Below are 13,326 nucleotides of genomic sequence, written 5' to 3' on the forward strand. Positions count from 1 at the left end.
TAAAGGAACTGAACGTGATGTAAGTAGTAAAAGAGAGAGGATTATCAATGTTGTCGAAGTCTTCAGCTTCACCGTATAAAGTAACCTTAATTCTCTCTTTTATTCTTTCTGATTTATAACTAAATTTAATAGAAATCAAACTTAAGATGTGTATAATTCATTGCTAATACTCGCCTACTTACGAAAATCCTCGCGAATTTTCTATTCGGTTTGTATTTGCTAAATTAGTTGCTGAAACACGCAACGAAATCATACACAAAAACGTTAGCATTAATTTTGACCCGTCCTGAAATATGTATACACAACACTTCAAGTATATGTATAAAAATGATGGATATGTAAAACGCTATAGCGAGAGTTTTAAACTCAAAGTTTTAGCAGAACTTACTAAAGGAAACTTTTCTAAAAGACAAATAGCCTTAACTTACGGAATACAATCCAGTACTATAAACGTATGGATCAAAAAATATGATCGTAAAGATTTAATGAACACCCGTGTAACCGTGCAAACAGACGATGAACTATCCCGTATCAAAGCCCTGCAAAAAGAGCTAAAGCAACTTAAGGACCTTCTTATTAAAAAAGACTTGGACAAACTGGTGACCGATAGCTATCTCGAGGTAGCTGCAGAGAACTTAGGTTATAGAGATGTTGATGAATTAAAAAAAAACTTAAACATAAAGCCTTAATGAAAGTAGTTCCTATTGATCGTAATAAAAGACTGTTTTCAGTTGGTACTATCTGCAATGCTTTTGATCTAAAAAGAGATGCTTATTACAAATACCAAAAAAGGTTTGTTATCAAAAAACAGATAGAACAAGATATAATTGAACTTGTTCGTGAAAGCAGGAGAACACTACCTAGAGAAGGCACCAGAAAGTTAATGAGGTCATTATAAAATGACTTTCACAAGTACAACCTTAAAGTAGGAAGAGACCAGTTGTTTCGAATCTTAAGAGAAAATAAGTTGCTCATAAGAAGAAAAAAATATTCTTCTAGGACAACCAATTCATATCATCGGTTTTACAAGTATGGAAATAGTATAAAAGATCTTACTATTAATAAACCTAATCAAGTTTGGGCTTCCGATATTACCTATATAAGAACCATTAAAGGATTCTGTTACCTAGCCTTGATTACAGATATGTACTCACGTAAAATCGTTGGATACGACCTCAGTGATAGCTTAGAACTAAAAGGTTGTGTCAGAGCTTTGAACAAAGCTATTTATAATGCTAAAAATATTAAAAAGCTTATTCATCATTCTGATAGAGGTATTCAATATTGCAGTAATATCTATACCCAAATACTAAAAAGAAAGAAAATTAAAATCAGTATGACAGAAGAAAATCATTGCTATGAAAATGCCCTAGCCGAAAGGGTCAACGGTATTCTAAAAGATGAATTCTATCTTGATCAAACCTTTACCAGTGTGGTCCATGCTAAAAAAGCAACCAAAAATGCAATCAAATTATACAACTCTAAAAGATTACATTTATCTTTAGATTATAAAACACCAAATTACGTGCATCAAGATGCCGCTTAAATAATAATATTAATCTGTAGCCGTATTTTAGGACGTGACATTTAAAATAAACTCTACTAGAATGAATCAGAAAGAAGAGACTTTCGAAATCTGGAAGGAAAATACATTTACAAGAATTGATAATTGGAAAAAATCTTTCGATGTGAATTATATGAAAATCAAATTAGATTATTCAATAAAATCTCTTTCTGAATTAGAAAAATATATCCTTTCAGAATATAGTGAAGCGGATTTAAAAAATAAAAAAAACAATCTTGCCCTAGATGGAATCGCATCTTATATTGGAGAAACTTTTATTGAATTAATACCTGAATCGAAATGGGGTATTTATGCTCGTGATAAATCGAATATTTATTATAACCTCCCTTGTATTTTTACAAAATATAGTGGCTCTATTTCGGTGCATTTTTTATTAAGAGATATCTTAAGTAAAAGGAGAAGTGAAGTACTTGAAACTCGTTTAAATAAAGTACTGAAAAATGATGAAAGATTTCGGCAACTTGTAATTAAAACTAATGCTAACAATACCCAAACGTAATACAGACTATAGGGCAAAACGGAAAGGTCTTTGTATATTTATAATGTCGCTAAATCTGTTGGATTTAGCTTTGGATAAAACAAAAAACAAATCAAAACCAAAAGCTTTAGCTTAGTACGCAGACGAAAACTACAAGTTTCCTTGCCTCCGCACTACGCTTAGCCCAACCGTTATGGTGCATTAAAGAAAATTATTGTAAACTGAATGAAATTATTTCCGAAAAGAAATTTTACAGCTGAATTAAGTGAAATTAATTCTATAGCAATGGGTGAATTAAAACGGAATACTGATATAACTGATTCCCTCATTTCTGACTGGACAAAAAAAGCATTTCGTGGACAAGTAAATGAAAACGGATTTAAAATAATATCATCTGAAATTGGTCACGGAGCAATTTGCGTGTTAAATGGAAAATTTGATGGAAAAACTGGCGAAATTGAAGTTCGAATTCATAAAGCATTTAAAATTATGTTTTCGATTTTGATGTTAATACCAATTATCGGATTCGTAATTATAGCATTGACAAACGGAATTAAAGAATCTTTTGGAATAATTATCCCTTTGATAGTGTTAATTGTATTTGTGAGATTTATATTTATGGAGTTGAGTTTTCGCTTTGTTTCTAAGACCGGACTGAATAAATTGACAAGAATTATAGGAATAACTAAACTTGAGAAAAAACAGAATAATTAAATGAGTTCAAAAGTACCAACAGTAAGACAGACTAATTGGATTTCTATAATTCCTCACCTAATAATTATGGGAGCTATAATTTTCATATGGTATTTGATAAATCCAGAAAAGGCATTTATTTATGGCGCAATGACTTACTTGTTGATTTCATTCTCTTTAAGAAACTTAATTCCAAAAGACCATAGAAATGGAATAAAGAAAAACAATACTGAAAAATTTGAAGAAGCAATTCTTGACTTTCAAAAGAGTTATACTTTTTTCAAAAAATATGAATGGATTGACAAATACCGATTTATTACTTTATTAAGCTCTTCCAAAATGTCATATCGAGAAATGGCTTTAGCGAATATAGGCTTTTGTTACTCTCAAATAGGGAATGGTATAAAATCAAAGGAATATTATCAAAGAACTTTGACAGAGTTTCCAGAAAGCGGACTTGCTAAAAGTGCTCTAAAAATGATGAGTGCAATGGAAAATAACGCATCACGATACGATATATAACAAATTGGGCAATTAGTGTTTAATCAAAAGATTGTTGTCTATTTGCAAAGTCGCCAAATATTTAACGTTTTGCGTCAGCCGAAAAAAAGACACTAAGTAATTATTATGGGTTTTGGATTTAACTTATTCTTCATTTTCATTCTTGTTCCATTAACGGGAATATTATTGATTATATGGCTGTTATCTCGAAAAATACTGATTGGAAAAATACTTGGAATTATTTGGCTCGGAATTTTCGGACTTGCATTCTTATCGGGAATTACTCAATGGTTGACAGCAAAAACTGTATTGGATAAAGAAGATTATTATGGAGAATATGTGATTAACAGAGAGCTTTTTAAAGGCAAACAAACAGATTGGCAATATAACCACTTCCGATTTGAAATAATGGAAAATGACTCAATCTACTTTTATGAAACTGACAATGAAACGATATTAAAAACATATAAAGGAAAAATAAGTACGACTGAACCATACAATTCGGCACGTTTGATTATTAATATGACACAACCAACTCACCATATTTTGACAAGTAATCCGACAACTTATAGAAGTGCTTGGAATTATTATTTAGTATTTAAATCACCGAAATTTCACAATATGTTTTTTAAGAAAGGTAAATGGAAATCAACAGGCTCAAAAGAAAGCCGAACGCACAACAATGGCTATAATTAATACGGGTTCTGTTGCTTAACCCAAAGTTTAGAGTTTTTAACTAAGTTCGCCAAATCTTTTGATTTGGCTTTAGAACAAAAAATATAAAACAAAATAAAAAGTTTTGGCTAATTGCTTAATCGGAAGTTAATCGCTTATTAATTCCCGTACTAACCATAGCCTAAACGTTAACAAGCTAAAAAAAAGCTAGCATAACTCAAAGTTCTTATGAAAAGGGCACTCATTCTAATATTATTTTTTTCTCTATTAAGTGGAGGTGGCTATTTATTTTATTTGAATAAACGAATAGAAGGCGTTTGGGTACTTAACCATACAACTGACAACAATCAGACAGAATTTAAAAGTGACGGACAAGGTGTGTGGGATATCCAAAACCAAAAAATTTATTATTATAATTTAAGTTCTTTACAAAATGTTCGAGGCAGTAATTATTTTGACTTTGGTATGAAGTTTAATTTAAAGTCAGAGGAAAATGTTAATGGTTTTGCTTTCAAGATTAATAAAGTGAATAGAGATAGCCTAGTCATAAACATAACCGGTTCGGTACAACGTGAAATTGTACTAAAAAAAATCCCAGATACTTTAAAAAACAATTCTATTTGGAAAGAGAAGTTAACAGGAAAAGCTTTTGAATTTAATATCCCTAATTATGTAGACTTCTCAGAATTTGCAAACATTCCTAAATCTAATGACACAATTTATTTTGATAGCCAATTCATTATGCATAGGAACCAAGTTGAGAACATTCCGAACTGGGAATCGCCAAGTTGGGGTTTAGCAAAAGTTGAAGGATTTGATTTAATGTTTGCGCATAACTGGCCAACATTGATTTTAACAGAGAATAACGACGGTATAGCCTTTTATGGGTATAATATCAATGGAAAAATGTTCAAGTGTGAATTGAATGAAATTCAAATAAATCTTTCACAATTCAAAAATAAAATAAGGTTCAATCAAAACTAAAACTCGGACGGAAAAGCCTACACACAACACAACCTATAAACAATACGGGCTTCGGGCATAAACGAATTGGTTTGTATATTTTACTAAGTCCGCGAAATCTTTTCATTTCGCTTTAGAACAGAAAAAAATAAAAAGTTTTAGCTAAGTGCTTAATCGAGATGTTGTGTGTAATGCAAAAACACTCGAATACGGAAGAAAAAAAAGACAAAAACAATTTAGTTTTCGTCTTCAGGTTTAATTAATTCCGACTGATATTTTTCTAAAAACTTCTTCTGCCTCGCAATCATTTGTTGCCTTAATTTATCAATGTCCATAAAGTCATTTCCTAAATTACTTCCAAAAAAATCATCATTAAAGAAATGTTTGCTAAAAAGTGAATCTTGAGAAAAAACATCTTCAAATCCTTGATTTTCAAATCCTGAATAGTTTGAGAAAAATCGTGATTTAAAAGATTGTATCAGACTATCTTTATCAGACAATGAGAGATTACCGAACTTATTGTTCGAAGACCAAGAATAAATACTGTCATATCTAATTAGGTTTCCGTTTTCATCAAATTCTTTATCAACTTTCCAAGTGCCTTTAGGCTCTTCAACTATATTGGTTTGATTTTCTTCTTTTTCAACTTTTTTAGTTTCATTTTCTTGCCCTTTACAGCCAACGCTCATCAAGCCAACTATAAATAACAAAATATACTTTTTCATCACTTTATATTTTAAGTTCAACTTGTTATTAAGAAGATGCTGAAAAATCAGCATCCTCTTAATATTTTACTCTAAAATTTAGTGAAACAATTATGAAATCTTAATGCTTCTGGCTGGTTTTTGTTTAGCCTCTTCTTTTTTTGGTAAAAGAATATTTAAAATACCATTTTCATAATTTGCATTGATCTTTTCATCGTTTACACTTTCTGGTAAATTAAAGGTTCTTTTGAACGAAGAATAACCAAACTCTCTACGTGTATATTTTTCTTCTTTATGTTCACTTTCTTCCTTTGTTTCTGTAGAAATAGATAATACTTGATTATCGAGGTCAATTTGAAAATCTGATTTCTTTAGACCTGGAACAGCCATTTCAACCATAAAAGCATCGGCAGTTTCTTTAATATTTACTTTGGGTAAAGTAATTCCAGTATTAAAATTAGAAGTGAATACTGATTGTAGATCTCTATTAAAGATATCATCCAACCAATTTGACAAATTTGGGAAGTTTTGATTTGAATTGCTGTTCGCTAAACTTCCATTTTTAGGAACACTAACTAAATTGCTCATAATTAAAAAATTTAAATTAAACATTATTTCAAATTTGAAATCTTAATTGATTTCAGCTTCAATAAAACAAAAAAAATACCAAAATAAACAGAACCAGTTTTTATGTGAAAAACCACTTAATTCTCTGAAATTTTGACATATTAATGAATTATTGACATGTTTTAATCTAAATTACCGACCTATTTACATTCTACAATCGATTGATTATTTAAGAACTAGACTAATAAATAGTATTAAAACCTATGAATGTAACTTATGTAAACTATGTCTCTTTACGAACAATAAACATTGTAAAATTGGTTTTTTTAAAATTTTTACTACATTTGCATCGTGTGCGATTTAATCTTTAACGATATGAATAACAAAACTTCAATTTTTCAAAACATAGCTAGAGTAATTTTAGGAGGACTAATGCTTTTAGCAGGTGTAGGACACTTAACTTTTCAAAGACAAGAATTTTTAGCACAAGTACCTCGTTGGTTACCAGATAATGCGCTATTTATGGATTTTATGGTACTGTCATCAGGTATTGTGGAAATTTCATTAGGATTTGCAATGGTTTTCCTAACTAAGTACAAAATAAAAATAGGAATAGCTTTAGCCGTATTTTATGTATTAATCTTTCCAGGGAATATTTCGCAATACACTAATGGTATTAGTGCCTTTGGACTAGACACAGATCAAAAAAGGTTAATTCGATTGTTTTTTCAGCCTGTATTTATTTTATGGGCATTATGGTCAACAGGAGCATTAGCATATCTTAAAAATAAAATAAAAAAATAATTATGAGTACTACTTGCGAACAATTACAACTTAATAATCAATTGTGTTTTCCTTTGTATGCTGCCTCTCGGTTAACGACAAAAATGTATACACCACACTTAAAACCGTTGGATATTACCTACCCACAGTATTTGGTATTATTGGCTTTGTGGCAGTACGAGAAAATGTCAGTCAAAAATATTGGTGCTCGTTTATTTTTAGAATCCAATACACTTACTCCATTATTAAAACGCTTAGAACAAAAAGAACTTATTCATAGAATTCGATCTAAGACAGATGAACGCACGGTTATGGTGTCTTTAAGTACAAAAGGAGAAAAATTAAAAGAGCAAGCAGCAGAAATTCCTTTGAAAATTCAAAGTGCTTTTACAACAGAAGATTTTAATGAATCGGAGCTTATTTCATTCAAAAATAATCTAGTCAAGTTATTACATATAATACAAGATAAAACGAATAATAAATAAAAGATATAAATTATGAAACAGTTATTTGAAACCGCAGCAACAACAACAGGAGGTAGAAACGGACATGTGAAAAGTTCGGATGGTGTGATTGAGTTTGATTTAAAAATGCCAATACAAATGGGTGGAGAAGGCGGAAAATTCACCAATCCAGAACAATTATTTGCAGCTGGATATTCAGCTTGTTTTGACAGTGCTTTACAAATGGTTGCTGGTGCAGAAAAAATAGCAATTGAATCGGCTACCACTGCTAACATAGGTTTAGTAATGCACAACCCAACTTCATACGGTTTAACAGCAGTTTTAGATGTAGAAGTTAAAGGTGTAGAAAAAGAAAAAGCACAAGAATTGTTAGAAAAAGCACACGCAGTATGTCCATATTCTGTAGCCTTGAAAGGAAATGTAGACGTTAAAATAAATTTAAAATAAGCTATTTTAAACACTGCAAATAAATAAAAGTGGTTTGAATTAAAATTCATACCACTTTATTATTTAATAAGAGTTTAGCATAACTAACTTTACTAAAAGTAAATTTTATATTTAAATTTGTTTGAAATGAAAACGCATCTATTTTAAAATGATCAATATATCAGAGCTTATAAAACAGAGATATCCTCATTTTAACCTTACAGATGACGAAATATCTATTTTAGAGCAACATATAACAACGTGTTATTTTAAACGAAATGACCTTTTCTTGAAAGAAGGAACACCTTGTGAAAAAATAGGCGTAATATTTAAAGGCACAGCTTACTCTTATAAAATGGATGATAATGGAGAAGAAGTTATAAAACACTTCTTCTACCCCAATAATCAAGATATTCTTTTTAATTATGAGAGCTATTTACAAAATGAAAGCTCTAATTTAAATATTAAATTTCAGGAAGAATCATTTGTAGGTTTCTTTGATATTCAAGAAATCATAAACCTTTACACAGAGTATCCTCGTTTTCTTCATTTAGAAATGCTATTGGTAAAACAACAATTTCAATATGCTTTGCAAAGAAGTAAGACATTACAACTTGGTACAGCAGAAGAAAAAATAAAATTATTACAAAAACACAAGCCTAAAGCTTTTGAATTATTTCCTTATTCACACATTGCCTCCTATTTAGGTATTCATAGAAACACATTTAGGCGTGTTTTTTCAAAACAGCAATAAACCCTCATTACTTTATACAAAAAAGCATCCATCTTATATGTACAACCATAATTGAAAACTATGTTAATCAATAGAGATTTTGCTGATTCAAGTATTTTAAAATAAAAAATATTGCCTATCTCCCTGCGCATAAAAATGTAATCAATAAAATCCAATAAAACCTATTTGCACCATATGGTGCGTTATTTACTTTGAACGCTATTATACTTTTGTATTAGAGTTATTTACTCGATTACGTACAAGTGATTAAAATAGCATTTATGGACACAAATAATAAAAAAGTAAACACAGAACTCTTAAACGAAATACTAAGTAATGGAGAAGGAGATGTTTCTGACGTAGTAAGAATTTATGACCAATTAGAACCTGTAAGTTTAGGTTTTATGACCGGTCGTTGGAAAGGTTATGAAATTAAAACAGGCCATTCTTTAGATGGTATGTTAGTACCTTCTGGCTGGTATGGAAAAGTATTTAAATCTCCCGAAGAAGTACATCCGTTAGTTTTCTTTGCTAAGAATAAAACTCAATTATATGCTGTAAACCCCAAGAAACTTTCTATGGATGTAAAAGTTCCTAGCAAAATTATAGGTGTTTTAATGTCATTAGCAAAGCCGTTTTTACAAACAAAAAAGTCTGGTGCTCGGCTAAGAATGATTGAGTATAGAGGAAAAGCAACAGCAACAATGCAATATGATGATAAACCTATTAATGATCATTTTATAAAAATTAATGAGAATACCGTATTGGGACTTATGGACAAAAAAGGAGATTCTCCAAATTTCCCTTATGCTTTTGTATTAGAAAGAGATAATGAGTCTAACTACCAAATAAAATTCTAAGCATATGAAATTCAAGGATAAAATAGTATTGATTTCTGGAGGAGCCAGTGGAATAGGTCAATTACATGCCACAAAATTAGCTACAGAAGAAGGCGCTATAGTTGCCATTTTAGATGTAAATGAAAAAGGATTAGAAGAAACAGCTTCTCGATCAGAAAACATACACCCCTACTATTGCGATGTAACAAATATTAAATTAGTACGAGAAGTAATTAATAAAGTGGTTACTGACTTTGGACCTATAGATCGTTTATTTAATTGCGCTGGGATTATGCCGGCCGGTTTGCTGAAAGATTTAAACGCAGAACATATCAACAAGTTAATGCTAATCAATTACAGTGGAATGGTTAATATATGCCAAACTGTAGTGCCTGAAATGTTAAAAAGAAATAGTGGTGATGTTATTATTTACGGTTCTACTGCAGGTATGCTGGTTACTCCCAAATTTGGTGCCTATGGTGCTACAAAAAGTGCTAATAATTTTTACACCAAAGTATTAATTGAAGAAAACAAAAAATCTAAAGTTAGAATATTATTGGTTTGTCCGCCAGCTGTAAATACACCGCTTTTAAAACAAGCAGAAGAAACGGATCAACCCGATATGTTCAATAGCACTTTCTTCAAAAAATATATGACCTCTTCTCCTGAAGCTGTTGTAAATGCTGTAGAAAAAAGCATTAAAAAAGGAAAAAAAATCTGCTATCCAGGTGCTGCTGGTATAATGGCGTTTTTAAATAGATTTATGTAAATATCAATTAATAAACATAATAAAATAAGCGCCCAAATGCGTAAATAATAATTTTAAAAAATATAATCATGAAAAAACAATTTTTTATACCAAATGAAATAACATCAAATTTTGATAGACCAGATTATTCATTTCCAGATTCTGAAACCTATGCCATAGCTTTTAAAACAGATAAAGCTGCACTTGAAGGTTTTTTACCTGAAGGATTAAGTTTTGTACCAGGTTACGAAGATGTGGTATTACTACGAATTAATAAGTTTGAATGTACAGAGAAAAAAATTAGACCTTATTGGGAGTCTGTTATTTCTGTTCCAGCTTCCATAGAAGTAAATGGAGAAACTGTAATTGGTGAATATGCTGCGCAACTCTACTTAGGTTCTATTGAACCAGAAAGTGATATATCTCCTATTTTGAGCGGTCAATTGCTGTATGGTTATCCTAAAAGAGAAGCTATATTTTCTATAAATGGTGAATTTGGAAAGGATGATGTAAAGGTTGTGAAGGAACGTCATGGAAAAACATTATGGGATTTAGACTTTAAAACTTGGACATCAGAAGCACCAGATAATCTTGGATCTGCGGTACCTCAAGGGCCTTTATTACTTTGTAAAGCCATTCCTAATGTTAGTGGAAACGGTTGGGATGTTTTAGAGATTAATACACCAAATATGGTTGATGGTTCTTTAAAAATGAAGGAAATGAGACCTCTAGAAGGAAAAATTAATGGAGATATACTTTTAGATACTGGTCGTGCTTTACCTGTAAAAGAAGTTCTTGAGTCATACTATTTAAAGTATGATTGGGTATTAACTTGCGGAACTACGCTACATAATTACCTTAAATAGTAAGTAAAGTAAGTCTATAAATTTAGAAACCGTTTTTTAAATTTTTAACCAAAAGCGGTTTCGATGTTTAATTGAAATCGCTTTTTTCAAAAAACACAAGACCTCTTACCCTAAAGATGTTCTTAATGCGATTGAAAAAAGAATTAAAAAAGGTAAAATACTTGTTGTCGTAGTTCAGCTAAGATTCTCAAGCAATAAGTAAATAATAAACATCTTTAATTTTTATAATTATGAAACACGCAAAATTAAGTACCGATTTTAAAAAGTATGGTCTTAAAGAAAGTAATATTCCTGAAGTTTGGGAAGATGGATTTCGTACTACGGGTGAAAAAGGAACTTTTGAATGGTGGTATTTTGATGCCCATTTAAAAGATGGTTCTACAGCTGTAATAGTATTTTATACAAAACAGTATAACAAAATTAAAGAACCGCTTTTACCTTTAATTACCATAAATATAGATAAACCAGATGGAAGTTCTATTGTTAAAAGGATAGAGTATAATAAGGACGAGTTTTCTGCATCAAAAGAATCTTGTAATGTTCAGATTGGCAAAAATTACTTTAGAGGAAATTTAAGTGAATATGAAATTTATTTTGAAGATGAAGATTTAAAATTATCTGCAAAAATTAAAAGAACAACGGAAAGCTGGAGACCAAAAACCGGATATAATGAATTTGGGGATAAAAACTACTTTGCTTGGGTAGTAGCTGTACCACAAGGCCATGCAGAGTTAACATACACATATAAAGGCGATACTGCCAAAACAGAAGGTTCTTGTTATCATGACCATAACTGGGGTAACGCAAGCATGGTCGATTTAATGAATCACTGGTATTGGTCAAGATCAGAAATAGGGCCTTATAGTGTTATTGCTTCAGAATCAATCTCGGCTGATGATTTTAATAATGAAAGTTTAATTGTATATAACCTTTCTAAAGATGGAAAAACCATTGTAGATAATGAAGAATTGGTAAAAGCCTATAGAACTTACGGTAAAATGGACAGTAAGCATAACAAAGATATTAGTGATGATGTTTCGTTTATTTATAGAAACCCTGAGACAGGTTATAGATATGAATATAATTTATTCCGTAAAAAAACTATTGAAACAGAAGATTTATTACTATCAGTTATAGGATCTAAGAATATAAAATACAAGCTAGCACAAATGATTACTGGTTTTGATGGTATTTATTATAGGTTTACAGGAATTGCAGAATTAAAAGTTTACAAAAACGATGAACTTCTTGAGTCGTACTCAAGTGACAAAGCAATTTGGGAGTTAATGTATCTTGGTAAAGCTTAAAAATTTGAGCTCTACTAAATTTATTTATAAGAACAATAAATTTTTAATACAACAACAGAAATTTACTCGTAAAAATAGCTATAATAGGATTTGGAAATATTGGTAAATATTTAGCAGAATGGGTTGTTAATCCTACCTCTTTTGAATTGAATTATATAGTTGCTAGAAGAGAAATTAATATAGAAGGATTTGATTTTAAAAACGAACCTGTACAGTTCACAAAAGAAGTTACCGCAGACTTAATTGAATGATGTTGATATTATTATTGAATGCGCAACCAAAGAAGTTGTTTCTCAATTATTAAAATTTGATGAAATAGATCGTACTGGCTTAAAATTAATTGTAATTAGTACTGGTGGTCTTTACCAAAATAAAGAGGTTTTAAAAACCTTGAAAAACTGTGAGGTAATTTTACCAATAGGTGCTATTGCAGGTCTTGATGTTATAAAAGCTGTGAATGATGAGATTGAACCTATAAACATACAAACTACAAAACATCCTAAAAGTCTAGAGGTTACGCCATTTTTTTATAGTTCTGATATTGATTTGGCTTCAATTAAAACAGCCTAAACCTAAACTATTTGGGAAGGTGATGTAAGTGAAGCTGTAAGTTTATTTCCTAAAATATTAATGTAGTAGCTAGTATTTATTTTGCATCTAAATGTGACGGTTTAAGAATTAAAATAGTTGCAGACCCTAACGCTAATAGCAATATGCATGAGATAACTTATGAAGGCGATTTCGGAAAAATTTATACTCGTACTGAAAATAAACCAAGCCCTACAAACCCAAAAACAAGCTTTTTAGCTGTTAAAAGTGTAATTAGTTTCCTTAGAAATATAAATTCCATTATTAAAATTAACTAAGACTCGTTTGTGCCTAGAACTATTTTTATAAGACTTTTAATAAATAAAATAATTACATGGATAACCGCTTTTTAAGCGGTTTCTTTTTTTTAAATAAATAGAATCTATTTGTTTTATTTTTCTAACTT

General features: G+C 30.3%; 19 protein-coding genes and 1 pseudogene. 18 read left to right on the forward strand and 2 right to left on the reverse strand.

Annotated features, from left to right (window positions below):
• Window positions 1-293 precede the first annotated feature (293 nt).
• From KO500_RS08255 to KO500_RS08290, 8 genes and pseudogenes are all read left to right on the forward strand, one after another.
• A complete protein-coding gene (locus KO500_RS08255) occupies window positions 294-689 on the forward strand; it encodes a transposase (protein WP_252732454.1) in 396 nt (131 codons plus the stop codon).
• Entirely contained in the window at window positions 689-898 is a 210-nt protein-coding gene (locus KO500_RS08260; RefSeq protein WP_215956063.1) for a hypothetical protein, read from the forward strand. The genes KO500_RS08255 and KO500_RS08260 overlap by 1 nt, the downstream gene beginning before the upstream one ends.
• 30 nt (window positions 899-928) lie before the next feature.
• Window positions 929-1,546 (forward strand): annotated as a pseudogene (locus KO500_RS08265) (IS3 family transposase); the annotation flags it as partial.
• Between the two features lie 61 nt (window positions 1,547-1,607).
• Window positions 1,608-2,084: a hypothetical protein gene (locus KO500_RS08270; protein ID WP_215956065.1), complete on the forward strand. Its 477-nt coding sequence runs from the start codon at window positions 1,608-1,610 to the stop codon at window positions 2,082-2,084.
• Between the two features lie 204 nt (window positions 2,085-2,288).
• Complete coding sequence (locus tag KO500_RS08275; RefSeq protein WP_215956066.1) at window positions 2,289-2,777, forward strand: hypothetical protein; 489 nt, start codon at window positions 2,289-2,291, stop codon at window positions 2,775-2,777.
• Window positions 2,778-3,278 (forward strand): tetratricopeptide repeat protein, encoded by a 501-nt coding sequence (locus tag KO500_RS08280; RefSeq protein ID WP_215956067.1) that lies wholly within the window; start codon window positions 2,778-2,780, stop codon window positions 3,276-3,278.
• Window positions 3,279-3,443: 165 nt separating this feature from the next.
• Window positions 3,444-3,953, forward strand: a complete 510-nt coding sequence (locus tag KO500_RS08285) for a hypothetical protein (protein WP_252732456.1) — start codon at window positions 3,444-3,446, stop codon at window positions 3,951-3,953.
• 207 nt (window positions 3,954-4,160) lie between these two features.
• Window positions 4,161-4,916, forward strand: coding sequence for a hypothetical protein (locus KO500_RS08290; RefSeq protein WP_215956069.1), 756 nt, complete (start codon window positions 4,161-4,163; stop codon window positions 4,914-4,916).
• A 215-nt stretch (window positions 4,917-5,131) separates the two neighbouring features.
• Here the strand turns inward: KO500_RS08290 and KO500_RS08295 are convergent, their stop codons facing one another.
• Together KO500_RS08295 and KO500_RS08300 are read right to left on the reverse strand one after the other, a co-directional pair.
• Window positions 5,132-5,620: a hypothetical protein gene (locus tag KO500_RS08295; RefSeq protein ID WP_215956070.1), complete on the reverse strand. Its 489-nt coding sequence runs from the start codon at window positions 5,618-5,620 to the stop codon at window positions 5,132-5,134.
• A gap of 90 nt (window positions 5,621-5,710) precedes the next feature.
• Window positions 5,711-6,187, reverse strand: coding sequence for an Hsp20/alpha crystallin family protein (locus KO500_RS08300; RefSeq protein ID WP_215956071.1), 477 nt, complete (start codon window positions 6,185-6,187; stop codon window positions 5,711-5,713).
• 354 nt (window positions 6,188-6,541) lie between these two features.
• Here KO500_RS08300 and KO500_RS08305 point away from each other — a divergent pair, with 354 nt between their 5' ends.
• From KO500_RS08305 to KO500_RS17550, 10 genes are all read left to right on the forward strand, one after another.
• Window positions 6,542-6,970 (forward strand): DoxX family protein, encoded by a 429-nt coding sequence (locus tag KO500_RS08305; RefSeq protein ID WP_215956072.1) that lies wholly within the window; start codon window positions 6,542-6,544, stop codon window positions 6,968-6,970.
• Window positions 6,971-6,972: 2 nt separating this feature from the next.
• The gene (locus tag KO500_RS08310; protein ID WP_215956073.1) at window positions 6,973-7,434 is read left to right on the forward strand and encodes a MarR family winged helix-turn-helix transcriptional regulator; all 462 of its coding nucleotides are present in this window, start codon (window positions 6,973-6,975) and stop codon (window positions 7,432-7,434) included.
• 12 nt (window positions 7,435-7,446) lie between these two features.
• Window positions 7,447-7,860 (forward strand): organic hydroperoxide resistance protein, encoded by a 414-nt coding sequence (locus KO500_RS08315; protein ID WP_215956074.1) that lies wholly within the window; start codon window positions 7,447-7,449, stop codon window positions 7,858-7,860.
• Window positions 7,861-8,008: 148 nt separating this feature from the next.
• The gene (locus tag KO500_RS08320) at window positions 8,009-8,593 is read left to right on the forward strand and encodes a Crp/Fnr family transcriptional regulator (protein ID WP_215956075.1); all 585 of its coding nucleotides are present in this window, start codon (window positions 8,009-8,011) and stop codon (window positions 8,591-8,593) included.
• A gap of 260 nt (window positions 8,594-8,853) precedes the next feature.
• Window positions 8,854-9,432: a DUF4334 domain-containing protein gene (locus KO500_RS08325; RefSeq protein WP_215956076.1), complete on the forward strand. Its 579-nt coding sequence runs from the start codon at window positions 8,854-8,856 to the stop codon at window positions 9,430-9,432.
• A 4-nt stretch (window positions 9,433-9,436) separates the two neighbouring features.
• The gene (locus KO500_RS08330; protein ID WP_215956077.1) at window positions 9,437-10,180 is read left to right on the forward strand and encodes an SDR family NAD(P)-dependent oxidoreductase; all 744 of its coding nucleotides are present in this window, start codon (window positions 9,437-9,439) and stop codon (window positions 10,178-10,180) included.
• A gap of 68 nt (window positions 10,181-10,248) precedes the next feature.
• On the forward strand, window positions 10,249-11,025 hold the full coding sequence (locus KO500_RS08335) for an acetoacetate decarboxylase family protein (RefSeq protein WP_215956078.1): 777 nt from the start codon (window positions 10,249-10,251) through the stop codon (window positions 11,023-11,025).
• Window positions 11,026-11,255: 230 nt separating this feature from the next.
• On the forward strand, window positions 11,256-12,332 hold the full coding sequence (locus KO500_RS08340) for a hypothetical protein (protein ID WP_215956079.1): 1,077 nt from the start codon (window positions 11,256-11,258) through the stop codon (window positions 12,330-12,332).
• Window positions 12,333-12,575: 243 nt separating this feature from the next.
• Window positions 12,576-12,902: a hypothetical protein gene (locus tag KO500_RS08345; RefSeq protein WP_215956080.1), complete on the forward strand. Its 327-nt coding sequence runs from the start codon at window positions 12,576-12,578 to the stop codon at window positions 12,900-12,902.
• 56 nt (window positions 12,903-12,958) lie between these two features.
• Window positions 12,959-13,198, forward strand: a complete 240-nt coding sequence (locus KO500_RS17550; RefSeq protein ID WP_215956241.1) for an aspartate dehydrogenase domain-containing protein — start codon at window positions 12,959-12,961, stop codon at window positions 13,196-13,198.
• The last annotated feature ends 128 nt before the right edge of the window (window positions 13,199-13,326 follow it).

Source organism: Cellulophaga baltica, assembly GCF_018861125.1.
GTDB lineage: Bacteria > Bacteroidota > Bacteroidia > Flavobacteriales > Flavobacteriaceae > Cellulophaga > Cellulophaga baltica_A.